The 15663-nt window shown below is 68.6% G+C and carries 16 protein-coding genes and 1 tRNA gene; 9 read left to right on the top strand and 8 right to left on the bottom strand.

The genetic code is table 11. The features are described 5' to 3' along the window. The first annotated feature begins 48 nt into the window (after positions 1–48). Positions 49–663 (top strand): cation transporter, encoded by a 615-nt coding sequence (locus ACWH49_RS18990; protein ID WP_448172880.1) that lies wholly within the window; start codon positions 49–51, stop codon positions 661–663. Positions 664–676: 13 nt separating this feature from the next. Here ACWH49_RS18990 and mdtD read toward each other — a convergent pair whose 3' ends face one another. Then, positions 677–2044 carry a multidrug transporter subunit MdtD gene (gene mdtD, locus ACWH49_RS18985; protein WP_448174365.1) on the bottom strand — a complete coding sequence of 456 codons (1368 nt, stop codon included), beginning with the start codon at positions 2042–2044 and terminating at the stop codon, positions 677–679. A 161-nt stretch (positions 2045–2205) separates the two neighbouring features. Between mdtD and ACWH49_RS18980 the strand changes: the two genes are divergently transcribed. Together ACWH49_RS18980 and ACWH49_RS18975 are read left to right on the top strand one after the other, a co-directional pair. Then, positions 2206–3183, top strand: a complete 978-nt coding sequence (locus ACWH49_RS18980; protein ID WP_448172879.1) for a GMP reductase — start codon at positions 2206–2208, stop codon at positions 3181–3183. Between the two features lie 25 nt (positions 3184–3208). Then, positions 3209–6049: a valine--tRNA ligase gene (locus tag ACWH49_RS18975; protein ID WP_448172878.1), complete on the top strand. Its 2841-nt coding sequence runs from the start codon at positions 3209–3211 to the stop codon at positions 6047–6049. On the opposite strand, the gene ACWH49_RS18970 is transcribed toward ACWH49_RS18975, so the two are convergent. After that, positions 5991–6968, bottom strand: coding sequence for an NAD(P)-dependent oxidoreductase (locus ACWH49_RS18970; RefSeq protein ID WP_448172877.1), 978 nt, complete (start codon positions 6966–6968; stop codon positions 5991–5993). The two genes, ACWH49_RS18975 and ACWH49_RS18970, sit on opposite strands and share 59 nt — an antisense overlap. 102 nt (positions 6969–7070) lie before the next feature. On the opposite strand from ACWH49_RS18970, the gene galU reads away from it, so the two are divergent. Continuing rightward, complete coding sequence (gene galU / locus ACWH49_RS18965) at positions 7071–7937, top strand: UTP--glucose-1-phosphate uridylyltransferase GalU (protein ID WP_448172876.1); 867 nt, start codon at positions 7071–7073, stop codon at positions 7935–7937. A gap of 8 nt (positions 7938–7945) precedes the next feature. Here galU and ACWH49_RS18960 read toward each other — a convergent pair whose 3' ends face one another. The 4 genes from ACWH49_RS18960 to ACWH49_RS18945 all read right to left on the bottom strand — a co-directional run bounded on the left by ACWH49_RS18960 (position 7946) and on the right by ACWH49_RS18945 (position 9825). Next, positions 7946–8173, bottom strand: coding sequence for a sulfurtransferase TusA family protein (locus ACWH49_RS18960; protein WP_056467621.1), 228 nt, complete (start codon positions 8171–8173; stop codon positions 7946–7948). Between the two features lie 23 nt (positions 8174–8196). After that, positions 8197–8754 (bottom strand): NUDIX domain-containing protein, encoded by a 558-nt coding sequence (locus tag ACWH49_RS18955; protein ID WP_448172875.1) that lies wholly within the window; start codon positions 8752–8754, stop codon positions 8197–8199. Continuing rightward, complete coding sequence (cysM, locus tag ACWH49_RS18950) at positions 8751–9683, bottom strand: cysteine synthase CysM (protein ID WP_448172874.1); 933 nt, start codon at positions 9681–9683, stop codon at positions 8751–8753. The genes ACWH49_RS18955 and cysM overlap by 4 nt, the downstream gene beginning before the upstream one ends. A gap of 57 nt (positions 9684–9740) precedes the next feature. Next, positions 9741–9825: transfer RNA gene (locus ACWH49_RS18945), tRNA-Leu, on the bottom strand. Positions 9826–9919: 94 nt separating this feature from the next. On the opposite strand from ACWH49_RS18945, the gene ACWH49_RS18940 reads away from it, so the two are divergent. Further along, positions 9920–10507, top strand: a complete 588-nt coding sequence (locus ACWH49_RS18940; RefSeq protein WP_056467612.1) for a rhomboid family intramembrane serine protease — start codon at positions 9920–9922, stop codon at positions 10505–10507. 1 nt (position 10508) lies between these two features. Here ACWH49_RS18940 and ACWH49_RS18935 read toward each other — a convergent pair whose 3' ends face one another. Together ACWH49_RS18935 and ACWH49_RS18930 are read right to left on the bottom strand one after the other, a co-directional pair. Continuing rightward, entirely contained in the window at positions 10509–11408 is a 900-nt protein-coding gene (locus tag ACWH49_RS18935; RefSeq protein ID WP_448172873.1) for a 2-hydroxyacid dehydrogenase, read from the bottom strand. A gap of 11 nt (positions 11409–11419) precedes the next feature. Continuing rightward, entirely contained in the window at positions 11420–12310 is an 891-nt protein-coding gene (locus ACWH49_RS18930; protein ID WP_448172872.1) for an SDR family oxidoreductase, read from the bottom strand. Positions 12311–12384: 74 nt separating this feature from the next. Between ACWH49_RS18930 and ACWH49_RS18925 the strand changes: the two genes are divergently transcribed. The 4 genes from ACWH49_RS18925 (at position 12385) to ACWH49_RS18910 (ending at position 15661) form a co-directional block, all read left to right on the top strand. Beyond that, a complete protein-coding gene (locus ACWH49_RS18925) occupies positions 12385–13422 on the top strand; it encodes a CDP-6-deoxy-delta-3,4-glucoseen reductase (protein WP_448172871.1) in 1038 nt (345 codons plus the stop codon). 9 nt (positions 13423–13431) lie between these two features. Further along, positions 13432–14001, top strand: a complete 570-nt coding sequence (locus ACWH49_RS18920; protein WP_448172870.1) for a cytochrome b — start codon at positions 13432–13434, stop codon at positions 13999–14001. After that, positions 13998–14552, top strand: a complete 555-nt coding sequence (locus ACWH49_RS18915) for a YceI family protein (RefSeq protein ID WP_448172869.1) — start codon at positions 13998–14000, stop codon at positions 14550–14552. The genes ACWH49_RS18920 and ACWH49_RS18915 overlap by 4 nt, the downstream gene beginning before the upstream one ends. Before the next feature lie 80 nt (positions 14553–14632). Beyond that, on the top strand, positions 14633–15661 hold the full coding sequence (locus ACWH49_RS18910) for a CsgG/HfaB family protein (protein WP_082549198.1): 1029 nt from the start codon (positions 14633–14635) through the stop codon (positions 15659–15661). The last annotated feature ends 2 nt before the right edge of the window (positions 15662–15663 follow it).

The raw sequence follows: 15663 nt of genomic DNA, 5'->3' as shown, positions 1-15663 counted from the left end.
ACCATGGCCGGTCCGCCCCTCCAGGCGCTGCCAGACCCCACTGCCTCGATGTCCGACGCCTGCTGCACCCCTCCCGTTCCGTCCGCCGACCCGGCCTACCGACGCATCCTGTGGATCGCGCTGGCACTGAACGCTGCGATGTTCGTGATCGAGATCATCGGCAGCCTGGAGTCCGGCTCGGTCTCGCTGCTCGCCGACGCGATCGACTTCTTCGGCGACGCGGCAAATTACGGGCTCTCGCTGCTGGTGCTGTCGCGCGCACTGCACTGGCGCGCCCGTTCGTCGCTGCTGAAGGCGGCGTCGATGGCCGGCTTCGGCCTGTTCGTGCTCGGCCGCGCCGCGTGGGCCGCGTGGCATGGCGCGCCGCCCGAGGCGCTGACGATGGGCGCGATCGCGCTGCTGGCGCTGGCCGTCAACGTCGGCGTCGCGGTGATGCTGTACCGCTACCGGAACGGCGACTCGAACATGCGCTCGGTCTGGCTGTGCTCGCGCAACGACGCGGTCGGCAACATCGCGGTGGCGCTGGCGGCCGTCGCGGTGGCGGGCACCGGCGCGGCCTGGCCCGATCTGGTCGTCGCGGTCGGCATGGCCGCGCTGGCACTGAGCAGCGCGTGGGCCTTGTCGCGGCAGGCGCTGGGCGAACTGCGTCGGGCGCCGGCCTGACCGGCCTGGGCCGTCAGGATTCGTCGACCACGGTCGCTCGCACGACGGGCCCCTCGCCGCGGCCGAGCTGGAAGAAGATGCCCGCGGCCAGCGCGGACAGCGCACCCATGCACAGGTAGGTGGCATGGAAGGTGTGGACCACGTTGCTCGGGCCGATGTCGCTGGCGATCGGGATCACCACGGGTGTCGCGAACGCCGCAAGCAGCGCACCGGCCGCGGCCACGCCCAGGCTCATCGACAGCTGCATCACGACCGACAGCAGGCTGTTGCCGCCGCTCGCGCGCGCGTCGTCCAGGTCGCCGAGCGTCAGCGTGTTCATCGCGGTGAACTGCATCGAGTTGCAGATGCCGAACAGCGCGAGGTAGACCAGGATGGCCGCGTGAGGCGTGGCGCGATCGACCAGCGAGAAGCCGGCGATGAAGCCGCCGAGCAGCAGCGTGTTGACGACCAGCACGCGGCGGTAACCGAAGCGCTTGATCACCCGCTCGGCGACGAACTTGATCATCATCGCGCCGATCACCGTCGGCACCATCGTCAGGCCGGCCGCACTCGGCGAATAGCCCAGGCCCACCTGCAGGAACAGCGGCGTCAGGAACGGCATCGCGCCGCTGCCCAGGCGCGCGAACAGGTTGCCGAGGATGCCGACCGAGAAGGTCGGGATCTGGAACAGCGTCAGGCTGAACAGCGGCTTGTCGGCACGGGCCGCGTGGGCCCAGTAGGCCGCCATCGCCGCGAGGCCGCCGATCACGAGCAGGATCGACACCGGCGCGCTGATCGAGTGCTCGCCCAGGCCCTGCAGCCCGAGCGTGACGGCCACGAGCCCGAGCGAGAACAGCACGAAGCCGGTCCAGTCGAACTTCTGACCCGCCGCGCCGCGCAGGTCGGGCATGTAGCGCAGCGCGGCGAACACGCCGATGACGGCGACCGGCAGGTTGATCAGGAACACCCAGTGCCAGGTCGCGACCTCGACCAGCCAGCCGCCCAGCGGCGGACCGACGAGCGGCCCGACCAGGCCCGGGATCGTCACGAACGACAGCACCTTGAGCAGTTCGCTGCGCGGGAACGCACGCAGGATGGTCAGCCGCCCGACCGGCAGCAGCAACGCGCCCCCGACGCCCTGCACCACCCGCGCCGCGACCAGCCACGGCAGCGTCGGCGACAGCGCGCACAGCAGCGAGCCGAGGCTGAACAATCCGATCGCCGCAAGGAAGGTGCGCTGCGTGCCGAACCGGTCGGCCAGCCAGCCCGACGCGGGGATGAACAGCGCGACCGTCAGCATGTAGGCGATGACGATCGACTGCATCCGCAGCGGGCTCTCGCCCAGGTCCTTCGCCATGCGCGGCAGCGCGGTGTTCAGGATCGTGCCGTCCAGCGTCTGCATGAAGAACGCGATCGCGACAACCCAGGGCAGCAGGCGTTTGGTGGTGGGAGAGAGCACGTGGAGGTCGCAGGGGTTCCGGGCGGCGGCCAGTGTAGGGGCGGCGTAGAATTCGGCACCGGGCCCAAATTTTGGCGCCCGGCTTTTTTTTGGGCGGAAAGAACATGGAAATCTTCGACTACGACAACGTGTTGCTGCTGCCGCGCAAGTGCCGCGTCGAGAGCCGCTCCGAATGCGACCCGTCGATCCAGTTCGGCGCCCACCGGTTCAACCTGCCGGTCGTGCCTGCGAACATGAAGACCGTTGTCGACGAGCCCATCACGGAGTGGCTGGCCGCGAACGGCTACTTCTACGTGATGCACCGCTTCGACATCGACAACGTCGCGTACGCCCGCCAGATGCGCAGCAAGGGGCTGATCGTCTCGGTGAGCTCGGGCGTGAAGCCGCCCGACTACGCGGTGATCGACCAGCTCGCGGCCGATGGCGTGGGTGCCGACTACATCACGATCGACATCGCGCACGGCCACGCCGACAGCGTGCAGAAGATGATCGAGTACATCAAGAAGAAGCTGCCGAGCACCTTCGTGATCGCCGGCAACGTCGCGACGCCCGAGGCGGTGATCGACCTGGAGAACTGGGGCGCGGACGCGACCAAGGTCGGCGTCGGCCCCGGCAAGGTCTGCATCACCAAGCTGAAGACCGGCTTCGGCACCGGCGGCTGGCAGCTCTCGGCGCTGAAGTGGTGTGCGCGGGTCGCCACCAAGCCGATCATCGCGGACGGCGGCATCCGCGACCATGGCGATATCGCCAAGAGCATCCGTTTCGGCGCCTCGATGGTGATGATCGGCTCGCTGTTCGCCGGGCACGAGGAATCGCCGGGCCAGACGGTCGAGGTCGACGGCAAGCTGTACAAGGAGTACTACGGCTCGGCTAGCGACTTCAACAAGGGCGAGTACAAGCACGTCGAGGGCAAGCGCATCCTCGAGCCGATCAAGGGGCGCCTGGCCGACACGCTGCGCGAGATGCGCGAGGACGTGCAGAGCTCGATCTCGTACGCCGGCGGCACCCGGCTGATGGACGTGCGCAAGGTGAACTACGTGATCCTGGGCGGGGACAACGCAGGCGAGCACCTGCTGATGTAACTGCGGCCAATACAATTCGGTCACCATGACCGAACTCGCGAAATCCTTCGAACCGCAAGCCATCGAGGCCCGATGGGCACTGAAGTGGAACGAGCCCGGCGCGTTCGCGCCGACGCTCGACCCGGCCAAGCCGTCGTTCAGTATCCAGCTGCCGCCGCCGAACGTGACCGGCACCCTGCACATGGGGCACGGGTTCAACCACACGATCATGGACGCGCTGACGCGCTACCACCGCATGAGCGGGTTCAACACGCTGTGGCTGCCGGGCACCGACCATGCCGGCATTGCGACGCAGATCGTCGTCGAGCGGCAATTGCAGGACGAAGGCCTGAGCCGGCACGACATCGGCCGCGCCAAGTTCATCGAGCGCGTCTGGGACTGGAAGGCGCACAGCGGCAACGTCATCACCTCGCAGATGCGGCGCATGGGCGACACGGTCGACTGGTCGCGCGAGTACTTCACGATGGACGCGACCCAATCGGCGGTCGTCAACGAGACCTTCGTGCGGCTGTACGAAGAGGGCCTGATCTACCGCAAGAAGCGCCTGGTCAGCTGGGACCCGGTGCTGCGCTCGGCGGTCTCGGACCTCGAGGTCGAGAGCGAGGAGGAGGACGGCTTTCTCTGGCACATCCGCTACCCGCTCGCGGACGGTTCCGGCTCGCTGGTGGTCGCGACGACGCGGCCGGAAACCATGCTCGGCGACACCGCGGTGATGGTGCACCCGGATGACGAGCGCTACACCGCCTTCATCGGCAAGCAGGTCACGTTGCCGCTGTGCGACCGCACGATCGCGGTGATCGCCGACGCGTATGTCGACCGCGAGTTCGGCACCGGCGTCGTCAAGGTGACGCCGGCGCACGACGCGAACGACTACGCGGTCGGCCAGCGCCACCACCTGCCGATCATCGGCGTGCTGGCGCTCGACGCGACCGTCAACGACAACGCACCCGAGGCCTACCGCGGGCTCGATCGCTTCGTCGCGCGCAAGCAGGTCGTCGCCGACCTGGACGCGCTCGGCCTGCTGGTCGAGACCAAGAAGCACAAGCTGATGGTGCCGCGCTGCGCACGCACCGGTCAGGTCGTCGAGCCGATGCTGACCGACCAGTGGTTCATGGCGATGACGCAGCCGGGGCGCGACGGCGAGTCGATCGCCGGCCGCGCGATCCGCGCGGTCGAGAACGGCGACGTGCGCTTCGTGCCGCCGCAGTGGGTCAGCACCTGGAACCACTGGATGGGCAACATCCAGGACTGGTGCATCTCGCGCCAGCTCTGGTGGGGCCACCAGATCCCGGCGTGGTACGGCAGTGGGGGCGAGATCTTCGTCGGCCGCGACGAGGCCGAGGCGCGCGCCAAGGCCGAGGCGGCCGGCTACACGGGCGCGCTGCGCCGTGACGAGGACGTGCTCGATACCTGGTACTCGGCCGCGCAGTTCCCGTTCTCCACGCTCGGCTGGCCGGCCAGGACGATCGAGCAGGACCTGTTCCTGCCGTCGACGGTGCTGGTGACGGGCTTCGACATCATCTTCTTCTGGGTGGCCCGGATGATCATGATGACGCTGCACTTCACCGGCAAGGTGCCGTTCCGCAACGTCTACATCCATGGCCTGGTGCACGATGCGCAGGGCAAGAAGATGAGCAAGAGCGAGGGCAACGTGATCGACCCGGTCGACCTGATCGAAGGGGTCGACCTCGACACGCTGATCAAGAAGTCGACGAGCGGCCTGCGCCGCCCCGAGACCGCGCCGAAGGTCGCTGCGCGCGTGAAGAAGGAATTCCCCGAAGGCATGCCCGCCTACGGCGCCGACGCGCTGCGCTTCACGATGGCCAGCTATGCGAGCCTGGGCCGCAACATCAACTTCGACACCAAGCGCTGCGAGGGCTACCGCAACTTCTGCAACAAGCTCTGGAACGCGACCAAGTTCGTGCTGATGAACTGCGAAGGGCAGGACTGCGGGCTGAAGGAGCACACCAAGGCCGAGTGCGCGCCCGGCGGTCCGTTCCACGGCTACATGCAGTTCAGCCCGGCCGACAAGTGGATCAGCAGCGAGCTGCAGCGGGTCGAAGACGCGGTGGCGCATGGGTTCGCCGACTACCGGCTCGACAATGTCGCGAATGCCATCTACGGCTTCGTCTGGGACGAGTACTGCGACTGGTACATCGAGATCGCCAAAGTGCAGCTGCAGACCGGCAGCGAAGGCCAGCAACGCGCGACCCGCCGCACGCTGATCCGCACGCTCGAGACGGTGCTGCGGCTGATGCACCCGATCATGCCGTTCATCACCGCGGAGCTGTGGGAATCGGTCGCGCCGGTCGCGGGGCGCCACATCGAGGGCGGCAGCATCGTCACCGCACCGTATCCGAAGGCACAGCTCGAACGCATCGATGCCGACGCCGAGGCCTGGGTCGCGAAGCTCAAGAACGTGGTCGGCACCAGCCGCACGCTGCGCAGCGAGATGAACCTGTCGCCGGCGGCCCGCGTGCCGCTGTGCGTGGTCGGCGACGACGCGTTCATCGCACAGGCCGAGCCGCTGCTCAAGGCCCTCGCGAAGGTCTCGGAACTGCGTCGCCTCGACAGCGACGCCGCGTTCGCCGACGCGACGCGCAGCGCCGCGGTGGCGGTGGCCGGCGAGTCACGCCTGGCGTGGCTGGTCGAGATCGACGTGGCGGCCGAGACCGAGCGCCTGAACAAGGAGATCGCGCGGCTGCAGGGCGAGGTCGCCAAGGCGGCCGGCAAGCTCGCGAACGAGAGTTTCGTCGCGCGCGCCCCCGCCGCCGTGGTCGCTCAGGAGAATCAGCGCGTCGCCGACTTCACGGCAACTGTGGCTCGGCTGCAAGATCAGTTGGCTCGCCTGGCATCGTCGCCTTGAACGTGCGCGTGGCGTTGGGCGTGGCGCCGAGCATCTCGTCGATGCGGCGCGCCACGGCCCAGGCGCTGCGCAGGCGCGACTCGCGGGTCGTGCTCGCGACGCGGGGCGTGATCTGCAGGTTCTCGATGCCGTGCAGCGGCCGGCCTTCGTCGAGCGCGCCCGGCTCCAGGCTGTCCAGCCACGCCGCCGCCAGGCGGTCGCTGTTGAGCGCGTCGGCCAGCGAGGCCTCGTCGAACAGGCCCGAATGGGCGATGCTGACGATCACCTGATTCGGTTTGCAGAACGGCAGGAAGCGCTCGCCCAGCAGCCCGTGGTAGCGGCTGAAGTAGCTCAGCTGCACGCAGACCGCGTCCGACTGTTCGAGCAGCTCGCGCAACCCCATCGGCTTGACGCGCCAACGCTCGAAGACCGGATCGCTGGCATGCAGAGCGGGGTCGTAGCCGACCATCTTGGAGCCGAAGCCGGCCAGCATCTGCGCCATCACGCGCGCCGACGGCTGCATCCCGACCAACCCGACCGTGGCGGCGCCCAATTCGCGGCCGACCAGCATGCCGTCGGAGCCGACCACCGGCACGCGGCGCAGCATCGACAGCAGCGCGCCGATCATGAACTCGGCCTCGGCCTGTGCGGTGGCCGTCAGCCCCCGCACGACCTCGACCCGGGCCCGAGAGCAGGCGTCCAGATCGATGTTTTCGGCACCGGCGCTGACGCGTCCGACCGCACGCAGCACCGGCGCGTAATGAAGCGCCTGCGCGTCGATCGTGACCGACGGCGGCACGATCAACGCGCGGACGTTGTAGAGGGCTTGGCGGAAGGCGCGCGGGTCGCCGGCGAGCTCCGGCGCGTAACGGATCGCATAGCGCGACTCCAGCCACTGCATGACCTCGGCTTCCAACGATTCGATGATCAGCAGATCCATGCGCGGGCGTGAATTGGTGAGGCTTTGTCCGACGAGCTCCCGGTCAACCACGTGCCAGAATGAAGGCACGACATCAGGGCCAGTGAAGAGGATTGTAAGGAAATGTTAGTCACCAAAGCGATTTTTCCAGTGGCAGGTCTCGGGACCCGATTCCTTCCGGCCACCAAGGCCCAGCCCAAGGAGATGCTCCCGGTTGTCGACAAGCCCCTGATCCAATATGCGGTGGAGGAAGCCTATGCCGCAGGCGTCCGCGAAATGATCTTCGTCACGGGGCGCCACAAGCGCCCCATCGAAGATCACTTTGACATGACTTTCGAGTTGGAGGTAGCCCTCGAACAGGCGGGTAAGCAAGAGTTACTGGATGTGGTCCGCAGCGTGAAGCCCGACGACATGGAATGCATCTATGTCCGCCAGGCGCAGGCGCTGGGCCTCGGCCACGCGGTGCTGTGCGGGCAGCGCCTGGTCGGCAATCACCCCTTCGCGGTCCTGTTGGCCGACGATCTGATGGTGGGCGAAAAGCCGATCCTCAAGCAGATGGTCGAGCAGTACGAGGAGTGGCGGGTCTCGATCCTGGCCGTCCAGGAGGTGCCGCCGGAGCACACGCGGCGCTATGGCATCGTCGACGGCACGCCGGTGACCGATCACCTGATGGACGTGAACCGGATCGTGGAAAAACCTGCGCCGGAAGACGCACCGTCGCGCCTGGGCGTGGCCGGCCGGTACATCCTGACGCCGGGCGTATTTCACGAAATTGCCAATCAGACGCGCGGCGTCGGCGGCGAGATCCAGCTGACCGACGGCATCGCGGGGCTGCTTCGACGCGAGAAGGTGTTCGCGTACCGCTACGACGGCAAGCGCTACGACTGCGGCAGCAAGGAAGGATTCCTGCAGGCCAACGTCGAACTGGCACTTGCCCACCCGACGCTCGGGCCGGGCTTCCGCGAGTTCCTGAAGGGACTGTCGATCTAGCTAGCTAGCTAGCGCCGGCGCAGGAAGTGGATGAACTCGTCGTTGCTGCTTTCCTGCTCGACGAGTTCGTTGCCGGTCTGCCGGGCGAAGGCCTGGAAATCGCGCATCGAGCCCGGGTCGGTCGCCACCACCTTGAGGACCTCGCCGCTGAGCATGTCGGCGAGCGCCTTCTTGGCTTTCAGGATGGGCAGCGGGCAATTCAGGCCGCGCGTGTCGAGTTCTTTCTGGGCGTTCATCGTGTTCCTCGTGTCGGGCAATTCTACGAGCCCTCGGCCGCCGCAGGGCGCGGCGGCAATTCCACCCATTGCGGCGTGATGCCGCGGCCCGTCAGCCAATCGGCCACCGCATAGCCGGTGCCGGCGCGCCAGCACTTGATGTCCTCGGGACGGTAGAGCCGGTACTCGGCCAGCTCCGGCGACAGGACGACCTCGCCTCGCGCGACCGCGTGATACGCGATGATCACCTGGTTCATGCGCTGAAAGTCGTAGACGCCGACCAGCTTCAGCGCGTCCACATCGAGGTTGGTCTCTTCCTTGATCTCGCGCGCGATGCCCTCTTCCGGCGTCTCGCCGGCTTCCATGAAGCCGGTGATCAGCGCGAACATGCGACCTGACCACGCGGCGTTGCGCGCCAGCAGCACGAGACCATCGCGATCGGCGCATTCGACGATCCCGGCCAGCACCGGCGTCGGGTTGTTCCAGTGGGTCCACTCGCAGGCGGGGCAGCGCGTACGCGACTTCTCGCCGCCATCTTCCAGACGCGAAAGAAGTTGCAGCGGCGTCGCGCAGTTCGGGCAGAAGTTGAAGGCGGCACTCATGCGGGGAACACCCCGGTCGACAGGTAGCGATCGCCGCGGTCGCAGACCACGAACACGATCGTCGCGTTCTCGACCTGCTTCGCGACCTGCAACGCCACCCAGCACGCGCCCGCCGCCGAGATGCCGGCGAACAGGCCCTCCTCTGCCGCCAGCCGGCGCGCCATCTGCTCGGCCTCGGACTGGCTGACGTAGATCATCTCGTCGATGAAGGTCGGGTCGTAGATCTTCGGCAGGTAGGCCTGCGGCCACTTGCGGATGCCCGGTATGCGCGAGCCCTCGCTCGGCTGCGCGCCGATCACGCGGACCGCCTTGCTCTGCTCCTTCAGGTAGCGCGAGGTGCCGGTGATCGTGCCGGTCGTGCCCATCGCGCTGACGAAGTGCGTGACGCGGCCCTTGGTGTCGCGCCAGATTTCGGGGCCGGTGGTCTCGTAGTGGACGCGCGGGTTGTCGGCGTTCGCGAACTGGTCGAGCACGCGGCCCTTGCCGTCCTTCTGCATCTGCTCGGCCAGGTCGCGGGCGTATTCCATGCCGCCGGAGCGCGGCGTCAGCAGCAGTTCGGCACCGAAGGCCTTCATGGTCTGCGCGCGCTCGATGCTCAGGTCCTCCGGCATGATCAGCAGCATGCGGTAGCCCCGGATCGCCGCGGCCATCGCCAGCGCGATGCCGGTGTTGCCCGACGTGGCCTCGATCAGCGTGTCGCCCGGCTTGATGTCGCCGCGCTCCTCGGCGCGGCGGATCATGCTGATCGCGGGGCGGTCCTTGACCGAGCCGGCCGGGTTGTTGCCCTCGAGCTTTCCGAGGATCACGTTGCCGCGCTGTTCGTTGTCGAGCCCGGGGATGCGTACCAGCCGCACCAGCGGCGTGTTGCCGATCACGTCTTCGACGGTGTTGTACCTGGGGGCGGCTTTGGATCGCGATGGGGCGCTCATGAACTCTCCTCGGCGGCGATTCTCGCAGGCCGTGCACAGGAACGCTGGATCAGGGATTGGTGCCTCGGGTCGGACTTGAACCGACACGCCTTGCGGCAACGGATTTTGAGTCCGTCGTGTATACCGATTTCACCACCGAGGCCGGTGCTGCAGAGGGCGCGATTCTGCCACAGCGGGGGTCCTGCGGGCGCGCCCTTAGACTCTGCTTCCTCCACGCCCCAACCGGAAGTTCGCGCATGCCGCCGATGCCCCCTGTGACCCAAGCCCTGCTGCTGATCAACGTGGCGGCGTTCTGCATCGATTACTTCCTCGGGCCCTGGTTCACGCGCGCCCTCGCGCTGTGGCCGCTCGGTGGTGGCTTCCTGCCGTGGCAGGTGGTCAGCTACTCGTTTTTGCACGGCAGCATCACGCACCTGTTCTTCAACATGCTCGGGCTGTGGATGTTCGGCTCCGACCTCGAGCGCCTGTGGGGGCCGAAGCGCTTCCTGCAGTTCTACTTCGCCAGCGTGCTGACGGCCGCGCTGACGCAGCTGCTGTTCGCCGCGCTGACTGGCGCGATCTACCCGACCGTCGGCGCGTCCGGCGGGCTGTTCGGCCTGCTGCTGGCGTTCGGCATGATGTTCCCGAACCGCATGATCATGCCGCTGTTCCCGCCGATCCCGATGAAGGCCAAGTACTTCGTCGCGATCTTCGGCGGTCTCGAACTGCTGTTCGGCGTGACCGGCACGATGCAGGGCGTGGCCCACTTCGCGCACCTGGGCGGCATGCTTGGCGGCTTCCTGATGATCCGCTACTGGCAGGGGCGCTCGCCCTTCGGGCGCTGATTCAGTAGCCGCGAGCCCGGTCGACGACCTGCGGCGGTGCCTCGCCGCGTTCGACACATCGCAGGCCGGCGACGAACTGCGCCGCGATCGTCTGCGGTGACGACTGCGCCGCGATGTGCGGCGTGATCGTGATGCCCGGCACGCTCCACAGCGGGTCGTCGGCGGCCATCGGCTCGTGGCGCTGCACGTCGAGCGCGGCGCCGGCGAGGTGGCCGCTGCGCACCGCGGCGATCAGGTCGGGCTCGATGACATGCGCGCCGCGCGCGATGTTGATCAGGTAGCTGCCCACGGGCATCTGCCCGAACGCGCGGGCGTCGAGCAGGCCGTCGGTCTGCGGCGTCAGCGGCAACGCGCAGACGACGATGTCGCTGCTCGCGAGCAGCGCGTCGAGCGACGCACCGGTGCTGCGGCTCCAGCCGGTCACCGCGAAACCCACGGCGCCCAGCAGACGCGCGACCGCACCGCCCATCGTGCCCATGCCGAGCACCGCGACGCGGCTGCGCGCGGCGGCCATCGGGCGGCGCGTCCACGAGCGCTCGCGCTGCAGCGCCTCGTAGCCCTGCAGGTCGCGCACGTGCCGCAGCGCCATCAGCACCACGAACTGCGCGATGCCCTCGGCCTGTTCGGTGTCGACGATGCGCGAGAGGGGCACCGCTGGCGCCAGTTCGGGCACCAGCAGCTTCTCGACGCCGGCCGCGACCGAGCAGACCCACTTCAGCCGCGGCAGCCGCGCCGCCACGCCCGCGGGAAAGCGCCAGCCGAGCACCACGTCGATCCCGGCGAGTTCGGCGTCGGTGATGTCGCGCCGGTAGTCGACCAGTTCGACGTCCGGCGCGATGGCCTGGATCGCGGTCCTGAATGCACCCGCGGGGATCGGATCGGTCAGCAGCAGTGTTTTCATGGTCGGGAGTGTCAGGCGACGAGGCCCTGGTTGACGGTCGGGTAGCGCAGCCGCAGGCGCAGTTCGCGCTTCAGCCGGTCGTTCACGAGCCGGCGCGATTCGCCCATGAAGCTCAGCTGCATCGGCGACATCTCGTCGCTGGCCTGCGCGCGGGCGATGCGCCGCGGCCGCGGCAGGCCTTCCAGGTCGGCGGCGAGATCGAAGTAGTCGCCCATCTTCATCTCGGTGTCGTCGCAGGCGTGCACCACGCGCTGCGGCAGGCCGCGGTGCAGCGCGGCGACGCAGGCGCGCGCGAGATCGTCGGCGTGGATGTGGTTGGTGTACACGTCGTCGGCGGCGGCCAGCACCGGTGTCCCGCGCGCAAGGCGCTCGCGCGGGTGCCCGCCGACGCGGTCGCCGGCGTAGATGCCGGGGATGCGCAGCAGGCTCACATGCGCACCAAATGCACGCCCGTACCAGCGCAGGCGTCGTTCGGCATCGACGCGCCGACGCCCGCGGTCGGTCGCGGGGTTCGGCGCGCGCGTCTCGTCGAACCGCGCGCCATCGCAATCGCCATAGACGCCGCTGGTGCTGCCGTAGACGATGCGCCGCACACGTGCATGCCGCGCCAGCGCCTGCAGCAGGTGCGCGGTGCGCGAGTCCGTCGCGCCGCTGCCGGGCGGCGGCGCCAGATGCAGCACCGCGTCGGCCACCCCCGCCAGGCGCGCCAGCGTGGGCGGCGCATCCAGGTTGCCGACCAGCGGCATGGCGCCCGCCGCGCGCAGTTCGACGCGCCGCGCCGGATCGGAGGTCAACGCGAGCACGCGCCAGCGTCCGCGCAACAGACGGACGACGCGCAGGCCGACATCGCCACAGCCGACGATCAGCAGCGTCGGCCGCTTGAAGCGCGAGGCGCGGTCCATCAAGGGGAGATTCGATGTGCAGGCAAAATCACCGGCTCAGTTTAATGAGATCGCCGCCAGGCGCTCGCCAACCCATGCCCTTCACCGTCACCGTGCAACCCAGCGGCCGGACCTTCTCGGTCGACCGCGACGAACCGATCCTCACCGCCGCCATCCGCCAGGGCGTCGGCCTGCCCTACGGTTGCAAGGACGGCGCCTGCGGCTCGTGCAAGAGCCGCATGCTCGAGGGCCGCGTGATCCACGGCGTGCACCAGAGCAAGGCCCTGAGCCCCGAGGAAGAGGCCGCCGGCTGGATCCTGACCTGCCAGGCCGCGCCGCAAAGCGACGTGGTCGTCGAGGCGCGCACGGTCCCCGGCGCGGGCGAGTTCGCGATCCGCAAGATGCCGTCGCGCGTCACGTCGATCACGAAGCCCGCACCCGATGTCGCGATCCTGCAGATGCAGCTGCCGGCCAACGACCGGCTGCAGTACCACGCCGGGCAGTACGTGGAATTCATCCTGCGCGATGGCTCGCGCCGCAGCTACTCGATGGCCAACGCGCCGCACACGCAGGTCGACAAGCCCGGCATCGAACTGCACCTGCGGCATCTGCCCGGCGGCAAGTTCACCGACCACGTGTTCACCGCGATGAAGGAGAAGGACATCCTGCGCATGGAGGGCCCGTTCGGCAGCTTCTTCCTGCGCGAGGACTCCGACAAGCCGATGATCCTGCTCGCCTCCGGCACCGGCCTCGCGCCGATCAAGGCGATCATCGAGCACCTGCAGTTCAAGCACAGCCAGCGGAACGCGGTGCTTTACTGGGGCTGCCGCAGCAAGGCCGACCTGTACCTGCACGACTGGGCGCTCGAGGCCGCGAAGGCACTGCCGAACCTGAAGTACATCCCGGTGCTCTCCGAGCCCAAACCGGAAGACGCGTGGACCGGCCGCACTGGCCTGGTCCACCAGGCCGTGATGCACGATCACCCGAACCTGATGAACCACCAGGTCTACGCGTGCGGCGCGCCGATCATGGTCGAGTCGGCCCACAAGGACTTCGTCGCCCGGTGCGGTCTGCCCGACGACGAGTTCTACGCCGACTCGTTCACTTCCGAAGCCGACAAGCATGGCGCGTAGCCCCCGCCCATGAAAACCAGCACCGATGCCGGTTCGTATGGCGCCGTCGCCATCGGCCTGCATTGGCTGCTCGCCATCGCGCTCGTCGGCGCGTTCAGCGTCGGCGTCTACATGCACGACCTGCCGTTCTCGCCGCAGCGGCTGCGGCTGTTCAACTGGCACAAGTGGGCCGGCATCACGATCCTCGCGCTGTCCGTGCTGCGTCTGCTCTGGCGCGTGACGCACCGCCCGCCGCCGCTCGCTCCTGCGGTGCTGAACGCGATGCCGCCCTGGCAGTGCCATGCGCACCACGCCACGCACGCGCTGCTGTACGGGCTGTTCCTGGCCGTGCCGCTCGCCGGCTGGGCCTACACCTCGGCCGCCGGCTTTCCCGTCGTGTGGTTCGGCGTGCTGCCGCTGCCGGACTGGGTGCCGGTCGACAAGGCGCTCGCCACCGACGTGCTGAAGCCGCTGCACCAGACGCTCGCCTTCGCGCTCGCGGCGCTGGCCCTGCTGCATGTGGCCGCGGCACTGAAGCACCAGTGGATCGACCGCGACGGCCTGTTCTGGCGCATCTGGCCGCGGCGCGCCCCGCGATGAAGGCAGTGCTGGCTCTGGCACTGGTCGCGGGCGCCGCGCTCGCGCAGCCCGTGGCCACGCTCGACCCCGCCCGCAGCGAGATCACGTTCACGAGCACGCAGATGGGTGTGCCGGTCGAAGGTCGGTTCCGCCGCTTCGACGCCACCATCGCGCTCGATCCCAAGCGACCGGAGACCGGCAGCGTCGGGATCACGCTCGACGCCACGAGCGCGACGCTGGGCATCGCCGAGACCGATGCCGAGCTGCTGAAGCCCAACTGGTTCGACACTGCGCGCTTCGCCCAGGCGAGCTTCCGCTCCACGGCGATCAGGACCACGGGCGCCGGCCGCTACGAGGTGACCGGCACGCTGACCGTCAAGGGCAGCGCACAGCCCCTCGTCGTGCCCGTGACGCTGGTGCAGCAAGGCGCGATGGCCACGGCGACCGGGGCCTTCACGATCAAGCGTCTGGCCTATCGGATCGGCGAGGCGGAATGGGCGGACACGAGCCTGGTCGCGAACGACGTGCAGGTGCGTTTCAAGCTGGTCGTGAACGGCCTGCCGCCCCCCTGATTGCAGGCGAACGGCGCACGACAGCGACCGTAGAATCCGGCGCGCGGCCACACGAGCCGCAGCATTCCGGGAGGCCCTTCATGTTCGTTCTTCACCGCATGGGCGCGGGCACGCTGCTGCTTGCCGCCACCTTGTCGACGGCGCTCGTCGCCAACGCCCAGACCCTCGGGCGCGGCGGCTCGCTCGCCACCGGCGGCGCCGGACCGGACGGCGCGCAAGGCGCGAACGCGCAACTCGAGCGCTGCGATGGGCCCAAGGGCACGCTGGCGGTCGTCGAGCCGCAGAGCCAGGTGCTGTCCAATCTCCAGCGCTACGGCCTCGGCTCGCCGACCGCGGTGCTGCGCATGCTGGTGCAGCAGTCCAACTGCTTCCAGGTGGTCGAACGCGGCGCCGCGATGGGCAACATGATGCAGGAGCGCGCGCTCGCGCAGTCGGGCGAACTGCAGGCCGGGCAGAACATCGGCAAGGGCCAGATGGCGGTCGCGGATTTCATCGTCAACCCGAGCGTGGTGTTCAGCGAGAACAACGCCGGCGGCGTCGGCGGCGCGATCGGCGGGCTGCTCGGCGGGCGTGCCGGCCTGATTGCCGGCGGGCTGGCCGGTGGCCTCAAGTTCAAGGAGGCGCAGACCATGATGCTGCTGGTCGATTCGCGCTCCGGCATCCAGGTCGCAGCGGCCGAAGGCAGCGCGCAGAAGGCGGACTTCGCGCTCGGCGGGGCGCTGTTCGGCGTGGGCGGCGGCGCCACCGGCGGCGGCTACAGCAACACGAACGAGGGCAAGGTGATCGTTGCGTCCTTCGTCGACAACTGGAACAACATCGTCCGCGCGATCCGCGCCAATCCGTCGCTGATCCAGGGCCGCAGCGCCGCCTCGGTCAACAACGCGGCCGCCAGCCCGAAGGCCAATCCGACCGCCGCCGGCGACGTGATGATGCCCAAGATCAACGGCGTCAAGCTGCTGCGCCAGCCGCGCGACGGCAGCCCCGAAGTCCAATCGCTGACCAAGGACGACGAGGTGCTGCTGCTCGGCGAGGAGCAGAACGGCTTCGTCAAGGTCACCGCCTCGCGCGGCGACGGCTGGATCAAGGCCATTCTGCTGCGCAAACCCTGATG

It is taken from the genome of Rhizobacter fulvus (assembly GCF_964020785.1).
Note: the sequence above shows the minus strand (reverse complement) of the source record. Positions and strands in the feature narration are given on the sequence as shown.

Bases quoted from the DNA above. Each gene is read 5' to 3' on its own strand.
- ACWH49_RS18930 (WP_448172872.1), bottom strand. From the start codon at position 12,310: ATGGACCGCGCCTCGCGCTTCAAGCGGCCGACGCTGCTGATCGTCGGC.
- ACWH49_RS18970 (WP_448172877.1), bottom strand. From the start codon at position 6,968: ATGGATCTGCTGATCATCGAATCGTTGGAAGCCGAGGTCATGCAGTGG.
- ACWH49_RS18990 (WP_448172880.1), top strand. From the start codon at position 49: ATGTCCGACGCCTGCTGCACCCCTCCCGTTCCGTCCGCCGACCCGGCC.
- ACWH49_RS18975 (WP_448172878.1), top strand. From the start codon at position 3,209: ATGACCGAACTCGCGAAATCCTTCGAACCGCAAGCCATCGAGGCCCGA.
- ACWH49_RS18920 (WP_448172870.1), top strand. From the start codon at position 13,432: ATGAAAACCAGCACCGATGCCGGTTCGTATGGCGCCGTCGCCATCGGC.
- ACWH49_RS18935 (WP_448172873.1), bottom strand. From the start codon at position 11,408: ATGAAAACACTGCTGCTGACCGATCCGATCCCCGCGGGTGCATTCAGG.
- cysM (WP_448172874.1), bottom strand. From the start codon at position 9,683: ATGAGCGCCCCATCGCGATCCAAAGCCGCCCCCAGGTACAACACCGTC.
- ACWH49_RS18940 (WP_056467612.1), top strand. From the start codon at position 9,920: ATGCCGCCGATGCCCCCTGTGACCCAAGCCCTGCTGCTGATCAACGTG.
- ACWH49_RS18925 (WP_448172871.1), top strand. From the start codon at position 12,385: ATGCCCTTCACCGTCACCGTGCAACCCAGCGGCCGGACCTTCTCGGTC.
- ACWH49_RS18960 (WP_056467621.1), bottom strand. From the start codon at position 8,173: ATGAACGCCCAGAAAGAACTCGACACGCGCGGCCTGAATTGCCCGCTG.
- galU (WP_448172876.1), top strand. From the start codon at position 7,071: ATGTTAGTCACCAAAGCGATTTTTCCAGTGGCAGGTCTCGGGACCCGA.
- ACWH49_RS18915 (WP_448172869.1), top strand. From the start codon at position 13,998: ATGAAGGCAGTGCTGGCTCTGGCACTGGTCGCGGGCGCCGCGCTCGCG.
- mdtD (WP_448174365.1), bottom strand. From the start codon at position 2,044: ATGCAGACGCTGGACGGCACGATCCTGAACACCGCGCTGCCGCGCATG.
- ACWH49_RS18910 (WP_082549198.1), top strand. From the start codon at position 14,633: ATGTTCGTTCTTCACCGCATGGGCGCGGGCACGCTGCTGCTTGCCGCC.
- ACWH49_RS18955 (WP_448172875.1), bottom strand. From the start codon at position 8,754: ATGAGTGCCGCCTTCAACTTCTGCCCGAACTGCGCGACGCCGCTGCAA.
- ACWH49_RS18980 (WP_448172879.1), top strand. From the start codon at position 2,206: ATGGAAATCTTCGACTACGACAACGTGTTGCTGCTGCCGCGCAAGTGC.